This window comes from Methylonatrum kenyense (assembly GCF_023195885.1).
Classification (GTDB): domain Bacteria; phylum Pseudomonadota; class Gammaproteobacteria; order Nitrococcales; family Aquisalimonadaceae; genus Methylonatrum; species Methylonatrum kenyense.
In genome coordinates, this window is sequence record NZ_JALPKO010000002.1 from 214,138 (window position 1) to 238,112 (window position 23,975).

The window sequence follows — 23,975 nt, forward strand, 5'->3', positions numbered from 1 at the left end:
GAGGCTGGCGCCGCGGCCTCGTGATCGGCCTGATTCAACGGGTCAGTCGTGCCCGGGTCAGCGTTGACGGAGCCGTGATCGGCGAAATTCCGGCCGGTCTGTTGGCGCTGATCGGGGTGCGCCGTGATGATGATGTATCCCAGGCCGACCGGCTGCTCGAGCGGATGCTTGGCTACCGGGTTTTTGCCGATGCCGAGGGACGCATGAATCGCAGCCTGCGGGACTGCGGCGGCGGCCTGCTACTGGTGCCGCAGTTCACGTTAGCGGCAGAGACGCGCAAGGGCACGCGACCCGGCTTTTCCACCGCGGCGTCGCCGGATCAGGCCGAGGCGCTGTTCACTTATCTGGTGGCGCAGGCCGCCTCGATGCACCGGCCAGCGGCCAGTGGACGTTTTGGTGCCGACATGGCGGTGGAACTCGTTAATGACGGGCCGGTGACCTTCTGGTTGGAAAGCTGAGCGCGCCGGCATCCAGCATCCGGTGCTGTGCTATGATGCGCCCCGTTTTCTCTCTCACACGGGGTGTCAGTCATGGCTGATCGGACCGCTTCGGTCGAGCGCAACACGCGGGAAACCCGGATCCGCGTCAGTCTCGATCTGGATGGCAGCGGTACTGCCGACCTCAATATCGGGGTTCCGTTTCTCGAGCACATGCTGGAGCAGGTTGCGCGCCATGGCCTGATAGACCTCAGCATCCAGGCCACCGGTGATACCCACATCGACGACCACCACACGGTGGAGGATGTGGGCATCACCATGGGGCAAGCCCTGTTGAAGGCGCTGGGCGACAAGACCGGTATTCGCCGCTTCGGCCATGCCTACTGCCCGCTGGACGAGGCCCTGTCTCGGGTGGTTGTGGATTTCTCCGGTCGGCCCGGCTTGCAGTTCCATGTGCCGTTCACCCGCGCCCGTGTGGGACAGTTCGATGTGGACCTGTTCCAGGAGTTCTTCCAGGGGCTGGTCAATCATGCACAGTTGACGCTGCACGTGGACAATATCCGCGGCGATAACTCGCATCATCAGATCGAGACCGTGTTCAAGGCCCTGGGTCGGGCCTTGCGTATGGCTGCCGAGCAGGATCCGCGCATGCAGGGCATTACCCCGTCCACCAAGGGAAGCCTCTGAAACCCCGGGCCCGTCCGTTCGGACGGGCCCGCACCACCCGAGTCACGCATGAGCACTATCGCAGTCATCGATTACGGCATGGGTAATCTGCGCTCCGTGGCCAAGGCGCTGGAGCATGTCGATGACCGTGCCCGCGTCATCATCACGCATGAACCGGAGCAGGTGCGGCGAGCCGACCGGGTGGTGTTCCCGGGTCAGGGCGCCATCCGCGACTGCATGGCGGAACTCAAGCGGCTGGAGCTTGACGCCGTGATCCTCGAGGCTGCCGCCAGCAAGCCGTTGCTGGGAATCTGCATGGGTATGCAGGCACTGCTGGAACACAGCGAGGAAAATGCTGGCGTCGACGCGCTGGGACTGGTTGCCGGCCGCGTTCGGCATTTTCGCGATGGATTTTCCGCAGCCGGCATCGCTGCCCCCGGCAAGGTGCCGCATATGGGCTGGAACACCGTGCAACAGGCGGAGGCGCATCCCATCTGGCGCGATATTCCGGACAACAGCCACTTCTATTTCGTGCACAGCTATTTCGTCGAATTGCTGCCGGATGAACTGACCATTGGCCGCTGTCAGTACGGTGTGCCCTTTACCGCCGCCATCGCGCGCGAGAATATAGTCGCGACGCAATTTCATCCGGAAAAAAGCCAGCATGCCGGATTGACGTTGCTGGCCAATTTCGCGCGCTGGGACGGTGAGTCCGGCGGCTAACACTGAATCGAGCCGAAGCGAGAGCCTTGATGTTATTGATACCCGCCATCGACCTGAAGGACGGCCGCTGCGTGCGTTTGCGCCAGGGCAATATGGATCAGGAAACGGTGTTCTCCGATGATCCGGTGGCAATGGCGGAACGCTGGATTAACGCCGGCAGTCGGCGCATTCACATCGTCGACCTGGACGGGGCTGTGCAGGGTTTTCCGGTCAACGCGGATATCATCGGCAAGATTGCCGAAACCTTCCCGGATGTGGAAATCCAGGTCGGGGGCGGTATTCGCGAGTTCCAGGCCATCCAGACCTACATCGATGTCGGAGTTGACTACGTGATCATCGGCACGCAGGCGGTGCGTTCGCCGCATTTCGTGGACGAGGCCTGTCTCGAGTTTCCGGGTCGCATCATCGTCGGGCTTGATGCCCGCGACGGCAAGGTGGCGGTCGAGGGCTGGGCAAAGATGTCGCGGCATGACGCCGTGGACATGGCGCGGCGCTTCGAGGAGGCCGGCGTCGAGGCCCTGGTGTTCACCGACATCGGCCGTGACGGCATGATGAAGGGCGTGAACACCGGTGCGACCCGCGAGCTGGCGAAAAGCGTCAGCATTCCGGTGATTGCCTCGGGCGGCGTCAGCAACATGGATGATGTCCGTGACCTGTGTGATGCGGTTGCCGATGGCGTCTCCGGCGCGATCGTCGGTCGCGCGCTGTACGAAGGCAAGCTGGACTTGGTCGAGGCGCAGAAGCTGGCCAACGGGCTGATGGATTCGTGAGGCGTCGATGAGTGTCTCGCCTTCCGGCCTCTGCCGTCGCATCATTCCCTGTCTCGACGTCGACCGCGGGCGCGTGGTCAAGGGCGTCAAGTTCGTTGATATCCGTGATGCCGGCGATCCGGTGGAGGTGGCCCGCCGCTACGATGCCGCCGGTGCCGACGAAATCACCTTTCTCGATATCACGGCCAGCTCCGACGACCGCGACACCATGGTGCACGTGGTCGAGCAGGTGGCCAGCGAGGTGTTCATCCCGCTGACTGTCGGTGGCGGCATTCGCAAGCCGGCCGATGTGCGGCGCATGCTCAACGCCGGCGCCGACAAGGTGGGCATCAACACCGCCGCGATCCATAAGCCGGAACTGGTGCGGGAATGCGCCGAGCGTTTCGGCTCGCAGTGCCTGGTGGTGGCGATCGATGCCAAGCGTGTCAGCGCCGACAACGAGCCGCCGCGCTGGGAAGTGTTCACCCACGGCGGACGTCGCGGAACCGGGCTGGATGCCGTCCAGTGGGCGGCACGAATGGCCGAGCTCGGTGCAGGCGAGATCCTTCTCACCAGCATGGATCGGGATGGCACCCGGGAAGGGTTCGACCTCGCCCTGACCCGTGCCGTGGCCGACGCCGTGCCGATTCCGGTCATTGCTTCGGGCGGCGTCGGTACGCTGGACCATCTGGTTGATGGTGTGCTGCAGGGTGGTGCCGATGCGGTGCTTGCGGCCAGTATCTTCCATTTCGGCACCTTCACGGTGGCCGAGGCCAAGCGGCACATGGCCTCCCGCGGTGTTCCGATCCGCCAGCTCGCCACCGGGAAGGCCGAGGCATGAATGCCGATTGGCTCGATCAGTTGCGCTGGGCAGACGATGGTCTGTTGCCGGCCATTGCCCAGGACGCCGATGACGGCCGCGTGCTGATGGTCGCCTGGATGAATCGCGAGGCGCTCGCGGCCACGGCTGCCGGCGGTGAAGCGGTTTACTGGTCACGGTCGCGGGGCCGGTTGTGGCACAAGGGCGAGAGTTCCGGCCATACCCAGGCGGTGACGGAAATCAGGACCGACTGTGACAGTGACGTGATTCTGCTGATCGTTCGTCAGCACGGAGATATCGCGTGTCACACCGGCCGCCGGAGTTGTTTCTTCCGCCGGCTTGACGAGAACGATGGCTGGATCACCGTGGATCCGGTCAGCAAGGACCCGGACGAGATTTATGGCTGAATACGACGACCGATCGCGTGCCGTGCTCGCGGCGCTGGACGAGATACTGCAGGCGCGGCGGGAGGCCGATCCGGACAGTTCCTATGTCGCGTCGCTCTACCACAAGGGTCTGGATGCAATCCTGAAGAAGGTGGGGGAGGAATCCGCCGAAACCATCATTGCGGCCAAGGGCGAGGACCGGTCTGCGCTTGTTTATGAGACCGCCGATCTGTGGTTCCATACACTGGTTATGTTGGCCGCGTGTGATCTGTCCTCGGCTGACGTTCTGGCCGAACTGGAGCGCCGTTTCGGCCTGTCGGGACTGGATGAGAAAGCGTCCCGTGAATCCTAATCAAGGGGCACCGCCCCGGAGGACTTGACCCATGGGTATTGGTGGAATCAGCGTCGGCTCGTTGTTGATCATTCTGGTCATCGTGCTGCTTTTGTTCGGCACCAAGAAGCTTCGAAACATCGGTGGCGACCTTGGTGGCGCGATCAAGGGCTTCCGCTCGGCGATGAACGAGGGTGACAAGGACGCCGAGGGCAAGGATGAGCAGGATGCCGAATCGGCGCGTCTCGAGAGCCGGGCCGAGGACAAGCCGACCGAGACGAAGAGCAAGTCCGGAGACCGTTCCTCCTCCTAGTGAGGTAGCGGCGCATGTTCGACGCCAGTTTTCCGGAGATTGTCCTGATTCTGCTTGTGGCCCTGATCGTTGTCGGGCCAGAGCGTCTGCCGCGGCTTGCCAGGACACTCGGGGCCTATGTCGGCAAGGCGCGGTCCGTGTTCAATTCGGTGCGTGACGAGGTCGAGCGCGAGGTGCAGCTGGACGAGTTGCGCAAGGCCGAGCGTGATCTGAAGCGGGATCTTGACCTGAACCAGGATGTGATGAGCGGTGGTGGCAAGCGCGCCGCTGGTGACCCTGCCTCGGGGGCTCGCCGGTCAGACACGGACGCCGGATCGGCCAAGACCGAGACGGAGAAGGGTCCGGACAAGGACAATGGATCAGAATCAGAAACCCGATCTGGATGAAGACAAGCCGTTCCTGAGCCATCTGCTTGAGCTGCGAAGCCGGCTCATGCGGGCGGTGATCGCCGTTCTGATCGCCTTTCTCTGCATCTATCCGTTCTACGACCGCCTTTTCTCCTTTGTCTCCGAGCCCTTGCGGGCGGTCCTGCCCGGCGGCGAGCTGATGGCGATCAAGGTGGCCAGTCCGTTTCTGATCCCGATGAAGTTGTCGCTGGTGGCAGCCATCTTCATTGTCATCCCCTATTTACTGTATCAACTCTGGGCCTTCGTCGCCCCGGGTCTCTACCGGCATGAACGCAAACTGGTCTGGCCTCTGCTGATTTCAAGCACCCTGCTGTTCTATCTGGGAGCTGCCTTTGCCTACTTTCTGGTACTGCCCCTGGTGTATCAGTTCTTTGCCGGCGTCACGCCGCTGGGTGTGAGCTACCAGCCGGATATCAGCGAGTATCTGGATTTCGTGCTGACCATGCTGCTGGTGTTCGGCATCGCCTTCGAGGTTCCCATCGCCACCCTGCTGCTGATCCGTACCGGCGCCACTACTCGCCAGGCACTGGCGGCCAAACGGCCTTATGTGATCGTCGCGGCATTTGCGCTGGGGATGCTGCTGACTCCCCCCGACATCATTTCCCAGGTCATGCTGGCGATTCCGGTCTGGTTGCTGTTCGAGCTTGGTCTGGTGCTGTCCCGCTGGTACCGCAACGCGGCGGACGACCAGGCCGAATCCACTCCCCCCCTAGGGAAACGCTGATTTATTCGCACGCCTGCGCGTGGTCGCCTCCTCTGCCCCTTTACAACGCAAAGTCCTTTCATGGCTTGCCTTTTCATGCTGCGCCGCGTTATTTTGAAACCGGTGCACGGCAAACTGTTTCCAAAAACGGCCGTTAGAGACATGAAACTGACATGGAAGTAAGTTTTTCTGGAAATCGCCTCCAGTGGCGCCCCCGGCGAACCCGCGCGAACCGTGTCAATCCGTCGCGAATCGGGCCGGGAGCCATGTCTCTTGCCCTCCCCGACGTCATTTCTTCCGTGGCCCCCAGGTGTCGACTTCCATGAAACAGTCCTTCGACAAGCTGCAGCGCACGTCCTACCTCGGCGGCGGTAACGCCACTTTCATCGAGGACCTTTACGAACGCTATCTGCAGGATGCGGCCTCGGTGCCCGAGAAGTGGCGCACCTACTTTCAGGGGCTGGAGGATGGGGCGCCGCGGCAGGCGCGGGAAATTCCGCACAGCCCGATTCGCGCCGAGTTCGCACGGAATGCGCGGAACAACGGTCGGGCACGTGTTGCGGGTAACGGAGGCGGCCTGTCACCAAGGGACGCGGAGAAGCAGGCGGCGGTGTTACGGCTGATCAACGCCTGGCGGGTGCGGGGTCATCAGGCGGCGGATCTGGATCCGCTGGACTTGCGTGACATTCCGCCAGCGCCGGATCTGGAACCGGAATTTCACCGCCTGACTGAAGAGGACATGGATCGGTCGTTCAATACCGGATCCCTGTTCGCCGCTGATCAGATGCCGCTGCGCGACATCATCAAGGTGCTGAAGAAGACCTACGGCAGCACCATTGGCTCCGAATACATGCATATCACCGATACGGTGGAGAAGCGCTGGATTCAGGAGCGGCTGGAGCGCTCCCGGGGCAAGCCCACCTTGCCGCCGGAGAAGCGCCGCGAAGTGCTGGAGCGGCTGACCGCCGCGGAAGGCATCGAGAAGTATCTGCACAGCAAGTATGTGGGCCAGAAACGCTTCTCCCTGGAAGGCGCGGAATCATTCATCCCCTTGATCGACGAGCTGATCCAGCGGGCTGGTACGCACAACGTCCGTGAAATGGTGCTGGGCATGGCGCACCGGGGCCGGCTGAACACCCTGATCAATGTGCTCGGCAAATCCCCGGCGGAGCTGTTCCAGGAGTTCGAGGGCAACTTCAATCTGGAGTACGCCGGCTCCGGCGACGTGAAGTACCACCTCGGCTACTCCTCCGACATACGCACAGAGTCCGGCACGCTCCACCTGGCCCTGGCCTTCAACCCCTCGCATCTCGAGATCGTCGATCCGGTGGTGATCGGTTCGGTGCGCGGCCGGATGCAACGGCGCCGCGACGAACTGGGCGAGGAAGTGCTGCCGGTGCTGGTCCACGGTGATGCCGCGTTCGCCGGCCAGGGCGTGGTCATGGAAACCTTCCAGCTGTCCCAGGCACGCGGCTTCTACACCGGCGGCACCGTGCACCTGATCATCAACAACCAGATTGGTTTCACCACCTCGCATCCACTGGATACGCGCTCGACCATGTACTGCACCGAGGTGGCGAAGATGGTGCAGGCGCCGATTTTCCATGTAAACGGTGATGATCCGGATGCCGTGGTCGCGGTGGCGCAGCTCGCGATGGACTACCGCCAGCGCTTCCGCAAGGACGTGGTCATCGACCTGGTCTGCTACCGCCGGCACGGACACAACGAGGCCGACGAGCCAGCCGCGACCCAGCCGGTGATGTACAGCAAGATCAAGAAGCGCAAGACCACCCGCAAGCTGTACGCCGGTCGGCTGGTGCGTGCCGGTGTCCTGAGCGAAGACGATACCGACACCATGATCCAGGATTACCGTGATGCGCTGGATGCGCATCAGGTGGTGGCGCCTCGCCAGGTTGCCGGGGCGCGCAACGATTTCGCGGTGGACTGGTCGCGCTATTTCCGTGGCCGCTGGGACGAGGCGGTGAATACCGCGGTGGCCAACACGACCGTGCGCGAGCTGGCGGAGAACCTGATCACCCTGCCGGAGCGCTTCGAGCTCAACCCTCGGGTTGCCGCAATCATCGACAGCCGTGCCCGCATGGGTGCCGGCGCCCTGGCGCTGGACTGGGGCTTCGCCGAAACCATGGCCTACGCTACATTGCTGCGTGATGGCTACCGGATTCGACTCACCGGCCAGGACAGTGGCCGGGGTACGTTCTCCCACCGGCACGCGGTGTTGCACAGTGCGGTCGATGGCAGTGTCCACGTACCCCTCAAGCACATCACCAACGAGCCCAGCGACTTCGTCATCATTGACTCGTTGCTGTCCGAGGAGGCCGTGCTCGGCTTCGAGTACGGCTACGCCACCAGTGACCCGGAAACCATGGTCATCTGGGAGGCCCAGTTCGGCGATTTCGCCAACGGCGCACAGGTGGTCATCGACCAGTTCATCACCTCTGGCGAGACCAAGTGGGGGCGCCTTTGCGGGCTGACCATGTATCTGCCTCACGGCTACGAGGGCCAGGGGCCGGAGCATTCCTCGGCGAGGCTCGAGCGCTTCATGCAGCTGTGCGCCGATCACAATATCCAGGTCTGTGTGCCGACCACCCCGGCCCAGTTCTTCCACATGATCCGCCGGCAGGTGGTGCGTCGGTTCCGCAAGCCGCTGATCGTCATGACACCGAAGAGCCTGCTGCGGCACAAGCTTTCCACGTCAAGCCTGGATGACCTTACCGGCGGTGGCTGGCACAACGTCATCGACGAGATCGACGAGCTCAAGGTCAAGGACGTGAAGCGGGTGGTGCTCTGCACCGGCAAGGTCTATTACGACCTGCTGACTGAACGTCGCAAGCGCGAACTGCAGGACACCGTGATCATTCGCCTGGAACAGTTGTATCCGTTTCCGGACGAGGAATTGTCCCAGTTGCTGCGGCGGCGCTACGGCAAGGCGTCGACCGTGGTCTGGTGTCAGGAGGAACCGAAGAACCAGGGTGCCTGGTATTCCATTCAGCATCCGATCATGAACTGCGTAAAGGACAGCCAGCGTCTGCTGTACGCCGGTCGCGAGGCCTCCGCCTCACCGGCCGTGGGTTCGCCGAAGGTGCATCACGAGCAGCAGCGCCGCCTGGTGGACGAGGCGCTGACCGCGGGCTGACGGGGCCCAAGACCGAGACAAGCGGAGAAACGACAGCCGATGAGTATCGAGATCAAAGTGCCGGCCCTGCCGGAATCCGTGTCCGAGGCAACCGTTGTGAGCTGGCACAAGCAGCCGGGCGATGCCGTCGCACGTGACGAGAACCTGGTTGATATCGAGACCGATAAGGTCGTACTGGAGGTGCCGGCGCCGGCAGCGGGCACGCTCGGTGACATCAAGGCCCCGGAGGGCGAGACGGTCACCGCGGATCAGGTTCTGGGCCTGCTTGAAGAGGGCGCCGCGAAGTCCGACGGCGCAGGCAAGTCCGAGCCGAAACCGCAGCCCGAGGCGGTCGAGGAAACGTCGGAGGCTGCGGAAAAAGTTGACATGTCCCCGGCTGTCCGTCGGCTTGTCACCGAAAAGGGCCTGAACCCCATCGCCATAGAAGCCAGCGGACCAGGCGGGCGCCTGACCAAGGAAGACGTGCTGCGGCACCTGGAGGGTGATGGTGCCGACGCCGGTAGCGCGCCGCAGCCCGCGACACCTGCCGGCGATTCCTCGCCACGTCCGGAGCCGCCGGCACCGGAGCCGGCGGTGCCGCCAAGCAGTGGCGAACGTGAGGAACGGCGCGTACCGATGACCCGTTTGCGGCAGCGGATTGCCGAGCGGCTGGTCGAGGCGCAGCACAATGCCGCCATGCTCACCACCTTCAACGAGGTGAACATGGGACCGATCATGGCGCTGCGCAGCCGCTACAAGGACCGCTTCGAAAAGGCCCACGACGTGCGCCTCGGGTTCATGAGCTTCTTCGTCAAGGCGGCGGTGGAGGCCTTGAAGCGGTTCCCGGCCGTAAACGCCTCGATCGATGGCACCGACATCATCTATCACGCCTACTACGATATCGGTATCGCGGTCAGCTCCCCGCGTGGACTGGTGGTGCCGGTGCTGCGGGATGCCGATCACATGGGCTTTGCCGAGGTGGAATCGACCATCGCCGGACTCGGCGTCAAGGCGCGCGACGGCAAGCTCAGCATGGAGGAATTGACCGGCGGTACGTTCTCGATCACCAACGGCGGCATTTTCGGATCGCTGCTGTCGACGCCGATCCTGAATCCGCCACAGAGCGCGATTCTCGGCATGCACAAGATCCAGGAGCGGCCGATGGTGGAGAACGGTGAAGTGGTGGTGCGGCCGATGATGTATCTGGCGCTGTCGTACGACCACCGGATCATCGACGGCAAGGAAGCGGTGAGCTTCCTGGTCACGATTAAGGACATGATCGAGGACCCGGCACGGCTGCTGCTCGAGGTCTGAGGCACCGCGATATTCCCCCGTCGGGCCGGATCGACACGGCGCTTGATCTGGCCCCGATGCGACATCCAGGCGCATGAGGAGTCTGCATGGCTAAGAATTATGACGTGATCGTGATTGGTGCCGGTCCGGCCGGCTACGTGGCAGCGATCCGCTGTGCCCAGTTGGGACTCAGCACTGCGGTTGTCGAGGGATACGTCCACAAGGACGGCAAGCCGGCGCTGGGTGGTACCTGTCTGAATGTGGGCTGTATCCCGTCAAAGGCCCTGCTGGATTCCTCCGAACAGTACGACAAGGTGCGCAACAAGCTGTCCGGCCATGGCATCAGTGCCGGCGACGTCAGTCTGGACGTGAAGCAGATGATCGCGCGCAAGGACAAGGTTGTCTCGGACCTGACGGGTGGCATCGAGCAACTGTTCAAGGCCAACAAGATCACCTGGATCCAGGGCCACGGCAAGTTGCTGGATGGCAAGCAGGTCGAGGTCGAGGCCCTCAAGGATGGCAAGACTACCGTCTATCAGGCGGACAACATCATCCTTGCGGCCGGCTCCAAGCCCATCGATATCGATGCCGCGCCGCTGGATGGCGAGCGGATCGTCGATTCCACCGGCGCACTGGAATTCACCGAGGTGCCCAAGCGCCTTGGGGTCATCGGTGCCGGTGTGATCGGCCTGGAAATGGGCAGCGTCTGGAGCCGGCTCGGTTCCAAGGTCGTGGTGCTGGAAGCCATGGATCAGTTTCTGCCGTCGGTGGACAGCCGCGTTTCGCGTGTCGCCTTGAAGGAGTTCCAGAGCCAGGGGCTGGATATCCGCTTCGGTGCCCGTGTGACCAACGTCAAGGCGGGCAAGAACCTGTCGGTGCATTACGAGGACAAGGATGGCAAGCAATCGGTGCAGGTGGACAAGCTGATCGTCTGTGTCGGCCGCCGTCCGAACACCAGCAATCTTGCTGCGGATGATGCCAACCTGCTGCTGGATGAGCGGGGATTCGTCAACGTCGACGAGAATTGCGAGACCAACCTGCCCGGCGTCTACGCCGTGGGCGACGTGGTGCGCGGGCCGATGCTGGCGCACAAGGGGTCGGAAGAAGGCATGATGGTGGCCGAATTGATTGCGGGCCAAAGCGGTCATGTCAACTACGACACCATTCCCTGGGTTATCTACACCCATCCGGAAATCGCCTGGGTTGGGCGAACCGAGCAGTCGCTGAAGGCAGCCGGTGTTCCTTTCGCAAGCGGCACCTTCAATTTCGCGGCAACGGGCCGTGCGCAGGCCATGGAAGAGACGGCCGGCATGGTCAAGATCATCGCTCATGCCGAAACCGACCGGATACTTGGTGTGCATATTGTCGGACCGCAGGCCTCGGAGATCATCGCCGAGGCGGTCGTGGCCATGGAGTTTCATGGCAGCAGCGAGGATCTGGCGCGGATCATTCACGCGCATCCGACGCTGTCGGAGGCCGTGCATGAAGCGGCGCTGTCGGTCACCCGTCGGGCCATCCACAAGGCGAATTGAGGCCCACGGCCGGCCAGGACGCAGCCCGACCTGGTGATCCGAGGGTTTATTGTCCCTGTTAATAAAAAGGCGTCGTTAGCCTCGTGTCCGGATAACGCAAACCTGTTTCCTGAATCTCTTAACTAGCTAATTTGAGAGGAATTTGGGAAACCGTTTTTGCGTGGGCTACACTTCTGTCAATTCCCAGCGGACGGAGTGAAACATGGATTCTTTCAAGGCTTTGCGCTGTCACGCGGCGGACAAGACTGTCGATGCCCGGATCGAGCAGATGCCGGTCGATGAGCTCAGTGAGGGTAGCGTACTGATCCGTGCTGCCTGGTCAGGTATCAACTTCAAGGACGCACTGGCGGTGACGGGTGCCGGCAAGATCATGCGTTCGATGCCGATGAATGCCGGCATCGATGTGGCCGGGACTGTCGAGACCTCCGAGGACCCGCGATTCCGACCGGGTGAGCCGGTTCTTGTCACCGGCTGCGGTCTCGGCGAGGCCCGTGACGGCGGTTTCGCTGAATTCACTCGCGTGCCGGCCGACAGCGTCGTACCCATTCCCGACGGCTGGGACGCCCGCCAGGTCATGGCCATCGGTACCGCCGGCTTCACCGCGGCAATGGCGCTGGTGCGTATGGAGCAGAACGGCCAGCATCCGGACCTGGGGCCAATCCTGGTCAACGGGGCCAGCGGCGGTGTCGGCAGCTATGCAATCCGGTTGTTCCATCGCGCCGGCTACCAGGTGACCGCGCTGACCGGCAAGGCCAATGCGGCCGATTATCTCCGGGGGCTTGGTGCCAGCGACGTCCTGCTGACGGCGGATCAGGATCTCGGCAAGCGGCCGCTGGAAAGGGCCCTTTGGGGCGGTGCGGTGGACAGCCTGGGTGGCGAACAGCTCACCTGGCTGACCCGCACCGTGCAGCCCTGGGGCAATATCGGCGCCGTCGGCCTTGCCGCTGGCATCGAACTGAATACGACGGTGATGCCGTTCATCCTGCGCGGCGTGAGCCTGCTGGGTATCAATTCGGTGGAATGCGCGCGCGACCTGCGGCTTGCAGTCTGGCGCCGGGTCGAGGAACTGTTGGAGCCGGCGGACGTGGAGAGCGTGGTCACCGACGAGGTCGGACTGGATGGCGTGCTGCCGGCTGCCCAGGAATTGCTGGAACGCAAGCGTCGGGGCCGCACCCTGGTGAGGATCGCATCATGACGTCAGGCAACCCGCCCAGTGCCGGACGTCGCTTCCGGGACGCCCTGGCCGAGGAAAAGCCGCTGCAGATTGCGGGCACGATAAACGCCTTTTCCGCCTTGCTCGCCGAGCGCGCGGGCTTCCGCGCCATTTACCTGTCCGGCGCCGGTGTCGCGAATGCCTCCTACGGTCTGCCGGACCTCGGGATCACGCAACTGGCGGATGTGGTGGAGGATGCCAGCCGCATCACCGGCGTCACCGACCTGCCCCTGCTGGTCGATGTGGACACCGGCTGGGGCGGCGCCTTTAACATTGCGCGCACGGTCCGGGAAATGGAGCGGGCCGGCGTGGCCGCCGTGCATCTGGAGGACCAGGTGGCCGCCAAACGCTGTGGCCATCGACCCAACAAGGCGCTGGTTTCCTCGGATGAAATGATGGACAGGATCAAGGCTGCCGTGGATGCACGCCAGGATGAGGGTTTCGTGATCATGGCGCGGACCGATTCGCATGCCTCCGAGGGTATGCAGGCGGCCCTTGCCCGCGCCCACGCCTATGTCGAGGCCGGCGCCGACACAATCTTCGCCGAGGCGCTGCACACGCTGGACGAGTTCCGCAGTTTTACCGATCAGGTCTCGGTGCCGGTGCTCGCCAACATCACCGAATTCGGCCAGACGCCGATGTTCACCGTGGACGAGCTGCGTGACGCCGGCGCGGCCATGGTCCTGTATCCCCTGTCCGCCTTCCGTGCCATGAGCCGGGCCGCCGAAAGCGTGTACGGCGAGATTCGCAGCCAGGGAACCCAGGCGGGTGTGCTCGACCGCATGCAGACCCGGGCGGAACTCTACGACGTGCTGGGCTACCACGCCTACGAAGACAAATTGGACGCCCTCTTCCGGGGTGATGACACCAAGGGCTGAACGGCGATGCCAGGCGCAGGACGTCGGCATCCTGAGATGGAGCAGGAATGACCATGAGCGACAAGAAACGCGCATCCACTGCTGGCCTGCGCGGCCAGAGCGCCGGCGAGACGGCCCTATGCACCGTGGGCAAGGAAGGAACCGGCCTCACCTACTGCGGCTACGACGTCCGCGACCTGGCCGAGAACGTCAGTTTCGAGGAGTGCGCTTATCTGCTGTTCCACGGCGAACTGCCGACCCAGACGCAGCTCGACGCCTACCTCAAGCGCCTGCAGGGAATGCGTGATCTGCCCGATCCGCTGAAGTCGGTACTGGAGCAGATTCCCGCTGATGCGCATCCGATGGACGTCATGCGCACCGGCTGCTCGATGCTGGGCACACTGGAAACCGAGCAGGATTTCTCCGAGCAACAGGACGTGGCCGACCGCCTGCTGGCCGTGTTCCCCAGCATCATCACCTACTGGTACCGGTATTCCCACGACGGCGTGCGCATCGAACCGGTCACCGATGATGCCTCCATCGGCGGCCATTTTCTGCAGTTGCTGCACGGCAAGCCGGCCAGCCAGCTGCATGCCGATGTGATGAACACCTCGCTGATCCTGTATGCGGAGCACGAGTTCAATGCCTCGACCTTCACCGCCCGGGTCTGCGCCTCGACGCTGTCGGACATGCATTCCTGCATCACCGGCGCGATCGGCTCGCTGCGCGGGCCACTGCACGGCGGTGCCAACGAGGCGGCGATGGCGATGATCGAGCAGTGGTCGGACCCGGACCAGGCCGAGCGCGAGATCATGGGCATGCTGGAGCGCAAGGAGAAAATCATGGGCTTCGGTCACGCCATCTACCGCGAGTCCGATCCGCGCAATGCGGTGATCAAGGCCTGGTCGAAGAAGCTCGCCGAGGAGGTCGGTGACACCGTGTTGTATTCGGTGTCCGAGCGGGTGGAACAGGTCATGTGGCGGGAGAAGAAGCTGTTCTGCAATGCAGATTTCTTTCATGCCTCGGCCTATCACTTCATGGGCATCCCGACCAAACTGTTCACACCGATCTTTGTCATGTCGCGGCTGACCGGTTGGGCCGCGCATGTCATGGAACAGCGGGCCAAGAACCGCATCATCCGGCCGAGTGCCGACTACACCGGGCCTGAGCTGCGCAAGGTGGTACCGATCGCCGAGCGCGGCTGAAGTCCTCGCCGGAGCGTCGCAGGAGTTGCCGCCATGGTTGATTCGATGAATCGCAAGTACCGCGAGCCGCTGCCGGGCACCGGGCTCGATTATTTCGATGTCCGCGAGGCGGTGGAGGCGATTCGCCCCGGTGCCTATGCGGGCCTGCCCTTCACTGCGCGCGTGCTTGCCGAAAACCTGGTCCGGCGCTGCTCGCCGGACCAACTGGAGGACTGCCTGCGGCAGATCGTCGAACGCCGCCGGGATCGGGACTTTCCCTGGTTCCCGGCACGCGTGGTCTGCCATGACATCCTCGGCCAGACCGCGTTTGTCGACCTGGCCGGGCTGCGCGATGCCATCGCCGCCCAGGGTGGTGACCCGGCCCAGGTGAACCCCGTGGTGCCGACCCAGCTCATCGTCGACCATTCGCTGGCCGTCGAGCATGCCGGTTTCGAGAAGGACGCCTTCGAGAAGAACCGCGCCATCGAGGAGCGGCGGAACGCCGACCGCTTCCATTTCATCAACTGGACCAAGCAGGCCTTCCGCAACGTCGATGTGATCCCGCCCGGCAACGGCATCATGCACCAGATCAATCTGGAGAAGATGTGCACGGTGGTGGAATCCCGCGACGGCGTGGCGTTCCCGGACACGCTGGTTGGCACCGACAGTCACACGCCGCATGTGGATGCCCTCGGCGTGCTGGCCATCGGCGTCGGCGGTCTCGAGGCCGAAAGTGTGATGCTCGGGCGGCCCAGCTACATGCGGCTGCCGGACATGGTGGGCGTGGAGCTCAGCGGTAAGCCCGCACCGGGCATTACCTGCACCGACATCGTGCTGGCCCTGACCGAGTTCCTGCGCAAGGAGCGGGTGATCTCGGCTTATCTGGAGTTCTTCGGCGAGGGTGCTGCCGCGCTGTCGGTCGGCGACCGTGCCACGATTTCCAACATGACACCCGAGTTTGGTGCCACCGCGGCGATGTTCTCCATCGACCAGCAAACCCTGGACTACCTGAACCTGACCGGGCGTGAGCCGGAGCAGGTGCAGCTGGTGGAGACGTATGCGAAGACCGTCGGCCTCTGGTCCGATGACCTGGAGGCGGCGGAGTTCGAGCGGGTGCTGCGCTTCGACCTGTCCACCGTGGTGCGCAACATGGCCGGACCGAGCAATCCGCACAAGCGGGTGGCCACCAGCGACCTCGCCAGTGCCGGCATCGCCGGCCCGGTCGAGCAGCGCGACGACGGCCTGATGCCGGATGGTGCGGTGATCATCTCGGCGATCACCTCCTGCACCAATACCAGCAATCCGCGCAATGTCATCGCCGCCGGACTGCTGGCACAGAAGGCCAATGCGCTCGGCATGCAGCGCAAGCCCTGGGTCAAGACGTCACTGGCGCCGGGCTCGAAGGCGGTGCAGCTCTACCTGGAGGAATCCGGTCTGCTGCCGGAACTGGAGCAGCTCGGTTTCGGCATCGTCGCTTTCGCCTGCACCACCTGCAACGGCATGAGCGGTGCGCTGGATCCGGCCATCCAGCAGGAGATCGTCGATCGGGATCTGTATTCGGTGGCGGTGCTGTCCGGCAATCGCAATTTCGACGGCCGCATTCATCCCTACGCCAAGCAGGCCTTCCTCGCCTCGCCGGCGCTGTGCGTGGCCTATGCCATCGCCGGCACCATACGCTTCGATATCGAGAAGGATCCGCTCGGCGTCGATGCCGACGGCAGGCCGGTGACCCTGAAGGACCTCTGGCCCAGCGATGCCGAGATCGACGCGGTGGTGGCCGAACACGTCAAGCCGGAGCATTTCCGCAGCGTCTACACGCCGATGTTCCGTCTGCAGCCGGCGGCCGCGGCGGAGGTTTCGCCGCTCTACGAGTGGCGGCCCGAAAGCACCTATATCCGCCGCCCCCCGTACTGGGAGGGTGCGCTGGCACGGCAGCCGGCGCTGAGGGGGCTGCGTCCGCTGGCGGTGCTGGGTGACAACATCACCACCGACCATCTGTCGCCGAGCAACGCCATCCTGGCGGACAGCGCCGCCGGCGAATACCTGGCGAAGATGGGTCTGCCGGAAGAGGACTTCAATTCCTACGCCACCCATCGCGGTGATCACCTGACCGCTCAGCGGGCCACCCTGGCCAACCCGAAGCTGATCAACGAAATGGCGGTGGTCGATGGTGCCGTGAAGCAGGGTTCTCTGACCCGCCTGGAGCCGGACGGCCAGGTCATGCGCCTGTGGGACGCGATCGAAACCTACATGGAACGGAAGCAGCCGCTGATCATCATTGCCGGTGCCGACTACGGCCAGGGTTCGTCACGGGACTGGGCTGCCAAGGGCGTTCGCCTGGCCGGGGTCGAGGCCATCGTGGCCGAGGGTTTCGAGCGCATTCACCGGACCAACCTGGTGGGCATGGGCGTGTTGCCCCTGCAGTTCGAGGGCGGCACCACGCGCAAGACACTGGCGATCGACGGCAGCGAAACCTTCGATGTGGACGGTGAGCTGGCGCCGGGCGCACGCCTGCGCCTGCGTATCCACCGCCGCGATGGCGACACCACCGAGGTCCCGGTGATCTGCCGGCTGGACACTGCCGAGGATGTCTCGATCTACGAGGCCGGCGGTGTGCTGCAGCGCTTCGCCAAGGACTTCCTGGCCGCCGAGGCCGGCGGCGAGAGTCGGAGGGCCTGATGGCGGCGGCACCCCAGGTCCGCATTCCGGCCACCTACATGCGTGGCGGCACCAGCAAGGGCGTATTCTTCCGTCTGCAGGATCTGCCCGAGGCGGCGCAGCAAGCCGGTCCGGCGCGGGACGCCCTGCTGCTGCGGGTGATTGGCAGCCCCGACCCCTACGCCAAGCACACCGATGGCATGGGTGGCGCCACCTCCAGCACCAGCAAGACCGTGATCCTGTCGAAGAGCGAGCGTCCCGACCACGACGTGGACTACCTGTTCGGCCAGGTGGCCATCGACCGGCCGGTGGTCGACTGGAGCGGCAATTGCGGCAATCTGTCGGCGGCAGTTGGTCCGTTCGCTATTGCCGGCGGGCTGGTCGATCCGGACCGGATCCCCGACAACGGCGTGGCCGAAATCCGTATCTGGCAGGCGAATATCGGCAAGACCCTGATCAACCGGGTGCCGATCAGCGACGGCCGGGTGCAGGAAACCGGCGACTTCGAACTGGATGGCGTGACCTTTCCCGCTGCCGAAATCCCAGTGGTGTTCATGGATCCCGCCGATGGCGAGGGGGCCTTGTTCCCCACCGGGGCAACCGTCGACACGCTGGACGTGCCGGGCTTCGGCCGGCTCGAGGCGACGCTGATCAACGCCGGCATCCCGACAGCCTTCGTGCGGGCCGCCGACCTGGGTTTCAGCGGCACCGAACTGCAGGAGGCGATCAACGGCAACGCCCGCTCACTGGATCGCCTGGAAGGCATCCGCCAGACCGCTTCGATCCGCATGGGGCTGGCGGACAGCCCGGAGGCCGCCGCCAACCGACAGCACACGCCGAAAGTGGCCTTCATCGCGCCACCGGCCGACTACAGCGCATCGAGCGGCACGCTGATCCACGCCACCGACATTGATCTGCTGGTCCGGGCCGTGTCCATGGGCAAGCTGCACCACGCGATGATGGGCACCGCCGCCGTGGCCATCGCCACCGCCGCCGCCGTTCCCGGCACGCTCGTCAATCAGGCCGCCGGTGGTGGCGAACGAAAGTCGGTCCATTTCGGCCACCCGTCCGGCACCCTGCGCGTCGGTGCCGAAGCGGCCGAAGCCGATGGCCAGTGGACCGTCAGGCAGGCCACGATGAGCCGCAGCGCCCGAATCCTGATGGAAGGCTGGGTACGGGTGCCCCCGGAAACCCTTGTTGGCCCATATTAAAGGCTGGAACCCCTCCGCACGTATTTGCGATCCTTAGTAAAGCAATGCTTTACTAAGGATCGCTTTCTCGCCCATATAAAAGCCAGGGTTTGCCATGCAGGAGTCGGCTTCGGCGCAGCGCGCAGGACGGTACATTCGGCAGCCGACCGGCTACCGGGCTTTTCATCCGGCCCCGCTTCCGCCTGATCCGCCCATCCGTCTGGATGGAGAGATCCAGTTTTGCCTGTCCCAGGCGGATCGTGCCTTGGGTCGCCTGGACGGCTCGATACTCACCTTGCCGCATCCCGACTTGTTCGTGGCGATGTATGTCCGCCAGGAAGCCGTGTTGTCGAGCCAGATCGAAGGCACGCAGAGTTCATTGCAGGATCTGCTGGCGGCTGAAGCGAAAATTCTCTCCCGGGATGGCTCCTCCGACGTCAACGAAGTCGTCAATTACGTCCGGGCCATGAATTATGGCCTTGAGCGGCTAAAGTCATTGCCGGTTTCGGTGCGTTTGATTCGGGAAATCCACGCCGAGTTGATGCACGGTGTGCGAGGCCATCATCTGACTCCGGGGGAGCCGCGAATCACACAGAACTGGATCGGTTCTGCGGGATGCACGCTGTCCGAGGCCACGTATGTACCCCCACCGCCCCAGGAACTCCCCCGCCTGCTCGGCGAACTGGAGACGTTCCTGCACGCCGACTCAGCTCTGCCGCTGCTTGTGCGAATCGGGCTCGCCCATGCCCAGTTCGAAACCATTCACCCGTTTCTTGACGGCAATGGCAGAGTCGGCCGGCTGCTGATCACATTCCTGCTCTGCGAGAAACAAGCATTGATCAAGCCAGTGTTGTATCTGTCGCATTATTTCAAACGGCACCGTCAGGAATACTACGATCGCTTGCAGGCTGTCAGGGACCGCGGCGATTGGGAGCAATGGCTGGCCTTCTTCCTCCGTGGAGTCACCGAAGTCAGTCAACAGGCCACGGAAACGGCGCGACAGATTCTGTTACTGCGCGAAGCGCACAGGGATCTGATTACCGCGCATTTCGGACGTGCCGCGGCCAATGGGCACAAAGTGCTGGAATACCTGTTTGATCATCCCATTGTGTCGGTCAATGAGATACAGGCGTTAATCGGCACGACGTATCCCTCGGCGAATAATCTCGTCCAGGAGCTGGAAAAGCATCGGGTCCTTCGGGAAGTCACCGGTAGAAAGCGTCACCGGCGTTTTGCCTACCGGGATTACACGAACCTGTTCTCTGATTCCTGACGTTTTATGGCGCACCGACGTGAGAATACTCTTGAAATGCCGCAAAGCAGTGCGATTTGAATAACAGGGTAGCAACATGACGATTTCCGAAGCGCAGTTGCGTGAGCTGATTTTAGCCCTGATGCCGAAAGACGGCAGCCCCATCGGCAATGTGCGCTTGATGGCGGAAATCAGTGCCCGTTCCGGTGAACAGGTCGATCAGGTCATCTATCAGCAGGTTCGCGACACGCTGATCGACGAAGGCCTGCTTGGCCGGGGACGCGGCCGTGGCGGTTCGGTCTTTCGACGGGATGACACCCTGCAGCCGTCTCCGGCCATGCCGGTCAATGATGGCAACCCACCGGTCGATCTGTCGCTACGCATGCAGGACGTCCCCCCTGAATTGCCCCTGGCCGAGAAGCCGCATGGGGCCAGAAAGGCGGCTCGCCGCCCGGCGACATCGAATATGGCCGACTCGCAGGTGCTTGCCTACCGCCATGACGAGAAACGCACCAATAATCCCCACGTGGGCATGGTGGATACCGCCAGCGACGGCGTGGAGGAGAAGACCACCTGGGCCTACGATCCGCATCTCGATCCCGAGCTGCAGTTTGATTCCTCCAGGACCCGCGCCCAAGTCGAGCGCCTGATTGACGATGCCCTGGCCTCCGGCGACCAGGAGCAGATGAAGGCCGCCCTCGAGGAGCTCAAGCGCCTGCAGTCCCCCTACCTGCAGTGGACCGGCAAGGCCGAGCGCACCAGCTTCGAGGTCGATACCGTTTCCCTGCACGTTCACGAGCGCATTGATCCCGCCACTATCCTTGGCGAGGTGCAGAAGCCCATGAAGGCCGGCAAGAAAGGCGGCAGCGCCTTCCAGCCCGACATGTTCCATGCCCCCTTCGAGAATCTGCCGCTACGCGAGGCCATAGACTTCTACAAGCATGAGCGTGACTGGGCCAACCGCCTGATCGCCGGCGACTCGCTGCTGGTGATGAACTCCATGCTGCAGAAGGAAGGCATGGCCGGGCAGGTGCAGATGATCTACATCGATCCGCCCTACGGCATCAAATACGGCTCCAACTTCCAGCCGTTTACCCACAGGCGCGACGTCAAGGATCGCAAGGACGAGGACCTGACGCAGGAACCGGAGATGATCAAGGCCTTTCGGGATACCTGGGAGCTGGGCATTCACTCCTATCTCACCTATCTGCGCGATCGGCTGCTGTTGGCCCGGGAGCTGCTCAGTGAGAGCGGATCGGTGTTTGTTCAGATTTCTGAAGAAAACATACATTTAGTAAAAAACCTACTTGACGAGACATTTTCTAACGCAAATTTCTTGAGCTTGATCACGGTTGTGAAAACAAGCGCCCAAGAGTCAGAAAATCTACCAAATGTCTGTGATTACTTGCTTTGGTATTGCAAGGAAAGGGAGTATGTAAAATACAACAAAGCCTGGATGGAGAAGGTCGAAGAAGACTTGATGTCTACAGAGTACCGGAAGCTGAAATTCCCTGATCTCTCTACGCGACCGCTTAAAAAAAGTGAGCGGCTTTCAGAAACAAGAATCCCTACTGATGCCAGACGTTATCGTCAAGACAACATTGTTTCTCAGCGGCCTCCAGGAAGTTTCCCGGTCAATTACCAAGGGATTTCTGTCAGACCTATCACCGGCTATTGGAAAACTGGCGAGGCAGGCTTTCCTCGACTTCTTCGCTCCTCAAGGATCGAATGGCGAGGCAAGATGCTTAGCTACGTTAGATATCTTGAAGATTTCCCCGTAAAGCCAATCTCTAACTTTTGGCCAGATGTTCGCTTTTCCAGTAGAGCTGAAGATAAGCAGTATGTAGTGCAAACTTCCGGTAAAATTGTAGAGCGCTGCCTTCTCATGACCACCGACCCAGGCGATCTGGTGCTGGACCCCACCTGCGGCTCCGGTACCACCGCCTACGTGGCCGAGAAGTGGGGGCGCCGCTGGGTCACCTGCGACACCTCCCGGGTGGCCGTCACCCTGGCCAAGCAGCGCCTGATGACCGCCAGCTACGACTACTACGAGTTGAAGTACCCCCAGGAGGGGCTGGGTGGCGGCTTTATCTACAAGACGGTACCGCATATCACCCTGAAATCGATCGCCAACAACCCGGAGATCGACGAGCTCTACGAGCAGCACCATCCGGCCATCGAGCAGGCCCTGGCCGAATTGAATGCCTCGCTCAAGGGCAAGTCCATCACCTTCACTGTCACTGAGGGCGGCCGCAAGGGCGACAAGGTCGACTTCGCCGCCCCCGACAGCAAGGCGGTTACGCTGCCCTCAGGCGAGACCGCCAAGGTCAACGAGCTGCTCGAGTGGGAGGTCCCCTTCGATTATCCCGACGAGTGGCCGGAGTCCGCCAAGCCGCTCTTCGAGGCCTTCCACGGCGCTCTTCAGACCATGCAGCGCCGCATGGACGAGAGCATCGCCAACCATGCCGGCCAGGAGGTGCTCTACGACCAGCCCGAGGTGAGCCGCGACAAGCTGCGCATCACCGGCCCCTTCACCGTCGAGGCCGTGCCCTTCGCCACCGTACTGGGCCTGGACGAGGCCCAGCAGCCCAAGGAGGCCGATGTGGCGGTGGCGCGCTCAGGGGCCACCTCCCGCCATGCCCAGTGGCGGGAAGAGCTGCTAAAGGCCGGTATCCGCGGCAAGGGGGGCCAGCACCTCAAGCTGATGGACCTGGAGACCCTGCCCGGTGCCAAGTATTTGCATGCGGTCGGCACGGTGGCGGAGACCGGTGAGCGAGTCGCCGTCAGCTTCGGCCCCGAGTACGCCGCCCTGGAGCAACGCCAGGTGGAGATCGCCAAGAACGAAGCCGGCGACCTCTTCCCGCTGCCCAAGCTGCTGGTGTTCTGCGCCTTCACCTTCGACCCGGAGGCCGCCAAGGACATCGACAGCATCAAGGGCATCCAGGCCCTCAAAGTGCAGATGAACACCGACCTGCTTACCGAGGACCTCAAGAAGAACGCCCGCAGCAACGAATCCTTCTGGCTGATGGGCCAGCCAGATGTCGAGGTGCATGCGCTTAAGGACGGCAAGCTGCAGGTCGAGGTGCACGGCTTCGACTACTTCGACACCAAGAGCGGCGAACTCAAGTCCGGTGGCAAGCGTGACATCGCCGTGTGGGAGCTGGATACCGACTACGACGACCGTTCCCTCTACCCGCGCCAGGTGTTCTTCCCCATGGCCGGCAAGAAGGATGGCTGGTACAAGCTCAAGAAGGATATCCGCGCCGAGCTCAACGAGGAGCTGCTGGGCAAGTACCACGGCACCAGATCGCTACCCTTCGAGCCCGGCGATAACCGCTGCATCGCGGTGAAAATCGTCGATAACCGCGGCATCGAATCGCTGAAAGTCGTTCGGCTGGATTGATCCATGACAGAGCAACTGAGCCTCTTCGAGGTACTGCTTCGCCATGAAGGCTTCGATACGGAATACAAGTCGGCGCGTGGCGGGATGCCGAAGGATCTGTGGGAAACCTACAGTGCTTTTGCCAATACCTCCGGGGGAGTGGTCTATCTGGGCGTTAAGGAGGGGGACGAGGGAGCTGTTACATCCGGCCTGAAGGCGTCGGATGTGGAGCATCTGCGTCGTGCGTTCTGGACCACCGTTAACAATCGTCAAAAGGTTAGCGCGAATATCCTGCTGGAAAACCACGTCGCTGTAGAGGTCTTCCAAGGCGACTATATCCTGGTGATTGAGGTGCCACGGGCCTCGCGCAGCGAGCGACCGGTTTATATCGGTGTTGATCCTTTCAGGGGCAGTTATCGCCGTAACCATGAGGGAGATTTCCGGTGTAACGAGGCCGAAGTACAGCAAATGTTTGCTGATCGCCTTGATCAGGAGCCGGCCGACAGTCGTATTCTCGAACTTTTCGAATTCGACGATCTGGATGCATCGTCTCTCAAGCAGTTCCGCAACCGCGTGGCTTCCCGAGTGCCGGATCACCCCTGGCTCGTGGAAGATGAGATTGGCTTGCTGACCAAGCTAGGTGGATGGCGCAAGGACCGACAGACCGGCCGGGTTGGTCTGACGTTGGCGGGTCTGCTGATGTTCGGCAAGACAGAGGCGATCTAGGACAACGGTGCACTCCCTGG

The 23,975-nt window shown here is 62.7% G+C and carries 21 protein-coding genes; all 21 read left to right on the plus strand.

All coding sequences use genetic code 11. From position 1 onward, the window contains the following. Positions 1-20 precede the first annotated feature (20 nt). A complete protein-coding gene (gene dtd, locus M0534_RS03115) occupies positions 21-458 on the plus strand; it encodes a D-aminoacyl-tRNA deacylase (protein ID WP_248566958.1) in 438 nt (145 codons plus the stop codon). Positions 459-530: 72 nt separating this feature from the next. Then, the gene (gene hisB, locus M0534_RS03120; protein WP_248566959.1) at positions 531-1,124 is read left to right on the plus strand and encodes an imidazoleglycerol-phosphate dehydratase HisB; all 594 of its coding nucleotides are present in this window, start codon (positions 531-533) and stop codon (positions 1,122-1,124) included. Positions 1,125-1,172: 48 nt separating this feature from the next. Then, positions 1,173-1,826, plus strand: a complete 654-nt coding sequence (hisH, locus tag M0534_RS03125) for an imidazole glycerol phosphate synthase subunit HisH (RefSeq protein WP_248566960.1) — start codon at positions 1,173-1,175, stop codon at positions 1,824-1,826. A 29-nt stretch (positions 1,827-1,855) separates the two neighbouring features. Then, on the plus strand, positions 1,856-2,596 hold the full coding sequence (gene hisA / locus M0534_RS03130) for a 1-(5-phosphoribosyl)-5-[(5-phosphoribosylamino)methylideneamino]imidazole-4-carboxamide isomerase (RefSeq protein ID WP_248566961.1): 741 nt from the start codon (positions 1,856-1,858) through the stop codon (positions 2,594-2,596). A gap of 7 nt (positions 2,597-2,603) precedes the next feature. After that, positions 2,604-3,416, plus strand: coding sequence for an imidazole glycerol phosphate synthase subunit HisF (gene hisF / locus M0534_RS03135; protein WP_248566962.1), 813 nt, complete (start codon positions 2,604-2,606; stop codon positions 3,414-3,416). Then, a complete protein-coding gene (gene hisI / locus M0534_RS03140) occupies positions 3,413-3,802 on the plus strand; it encodes a phosphoribosyl-AMP cyclohydrolase (protein ID WP_248566963.1) in 390 nt (129 codons plus the stop codon). The genes hisF and hisI overlap by 4 nt, the downstream gene beginning before the upstream one ends. Beyond that, complete coding sequence (locus M0534_RS03145) at positions 3,795-4,133, plus strand: phosphoribosyl-ATP diphosphatase (RefSeq protein ID WP_248566964.1); 339 nt, start codon at positions 3,795-3,797, stop codon at positions 4,131-4,133. The genes hisI and M0534_RS03145 overlap by 8 nt, the downstream gene beginning before the upstream one ends. A gap of 31 nt (positions 4,134-4,164) precedes the next feature. Beyond that, positions 4,165-4,425, plus strand: coding sequence for a twin-arginine translocase TatA/TatE family subunit (gene tatA / locus M0534_RS03150; RefSeq protein WP_248566965.1), 261 nt, complete (start codon positions 4,165-4,167; stop codon positions 4,423-4,425). 14 nt (positions 4,426-4,439) lie between these two features. Next, entirely contained in the window at positions 4,440-4,811 is a 372-nt protein-coding gene (gene tatB / locus M0534_RS03155) for a Sec-independent protein translocase protein TatB (RefSeq protein ID WP_248566966.1), read from the plus strand. Beyond that, on the plus strand, positions 4,780-5,556 hold the full coding sequence (tatC, locus tag M0534_RS03160) for a twin-arginine translocase subunit TatC (RefSeq protein WP_248566967.1): 777 nt from the start codon (positions 4,780-4,782) through the stop codon (positions 5,554-5,556). Before tatB ends, tatC begins: the two co-directional genes overlap by 32 nt. 301 nt (positions 5,557-5,857) lie before the next feature. Beyond that, positions 5,858-8,689, plus strand: a complete 2,832-nt coding sequence (locus M0534_RS03165) for a 2-oxoglutarate dehydrogenase E1 component (protein WP_248566968.1) — start codon at positions 5,858-5,860, stop codon at positions 8,687-8,689. Between the two features lie 39 nt (positions 8,690-8,728). Further along, entirely contained in the window at positions 8,729-9,982 is a 1,254-nt protein-coding gene (odhB, locus tag M0534_RS03170) for a 2-oxoglutarate dehydrogenase complex dihydrolipoyllysine-residue succinyltransferase (protein ID WP_248566969.1), read from the plus strand. A gap of 86 nt (positions 9,983-10,068) precedes the next feature. Continuing rightward, positions 10,069-11,493 carry a dihydrolipoyl dehydrogenase gene (gene lpdA, locus M0534_RS03175; protein WP_248566970.1) on the plus strand — a complete coding sequence of 475 codons (1,425 nt, stop codon included), beginning with the start codon at positions 10,069-10,071 and terminating at the stop codon, positions 11,491-11,493. Positions 11,494-11,695: 202 nt separating this feature from the next. Then, complete coding sequence (locus M0534_RS03180) at positions 11,696-12,688, plus strand: YhdH/YhfP family quinone oxidoreductase (protein WP_248566971.1); 993 nt, start codon at positions 11,696-11,698, stop codon at positions 12,686-12,688. Next, complete coding sequence (prpB, locus tag M0534_RS03185; protein ID WP_248566972.1) at positions 12,685-13,584, plus strand: methylisocitrate lyase; 900 nt, start codon at positions 12,685-12,687, stop codon at positions 13,582-13,584. Before M0534_RS03180 ends, prpB begins: the two co-directional genes overlap by 4 nt. Before the next feature lie 53 nt (positions 13,585-13,637). Next, complete coding sequence (gene prpC, locus M0534_RS03190; protein WP_248566973.1) at positions 13,638-14,768, plus strand: bifunctional 2-methylcitrate synthase/citrate synthase; 1,131 nt, start codon at positions 13,638-13,640, stop codon at positions 14,766-14,768. A 45-nt stretch (positions 14,769-14,813) separates the two neighbouring features. Next, a complete protein-coding gene (gene acnD / locus M0534_RS03195; RefSeq protein WP_248567136.1) occupies positions 14,814-17,426 on the plus strand; it encodes a Fe/S-dependent 2-methylisocitrate dehydratase AcnD in 2,613 nt (870 codons plus the stop codon). Then, on the plus strand, positions 17,426-18,616 hold the full coding sequence (gene prpF / locus M0534_RS03200) for a 2-methylaconitate cis-trans isomerase PrpF (RefSeq protein ID WP_248566974.1): 1,191 nt from the start codon (positions 17,426-17,428) through the stop codon (positions 18,614-18,616). The genes acnD and prpF overlap by 1 nt, the downstream gene beginning before the upstream one ends. A 94-nt stretch (positions 18,617-18,710) precedes the next feature. Further along, positions 18,711-19,868 (plus strand): Fic family protein, encoded by a 1,158-nt coding sequence (locus M0534_RS03205; RefSeq protein ID WP_248566975.1) that lies wholly within the window; start codon positions 18,711-18,713, stop codon positions 19,866-19,868. A gap of 76 nt (positions 19,869-19,944) precedes the next feature. Then, positions 19,945-23,250, plus strand: a complete 3,306-nt coding sequence (locus M0534_RS03210; RefSeq protein WP_248566976.1) for a site-specific DNA-methyltransferase — start codon at positions 19,945-19,947, stop codon at positions 23,248-23,250. A 3-nt stretch (positions 23,251-23,253) separates the two neighbouring features. Next, on the plus strand, positions 23,254-23,955 hold the full coding sequence (locus M0534_RS03215) for an AlbA family DNA-binding domain-containing protein (protein ID WP_248566977.1): 702 nt from the start codon (positions 23,254-23,256) through the stop codon (positions 23,953-23,955). Positions 23,956-23,975: the final 20 nt, after the last annotated feature.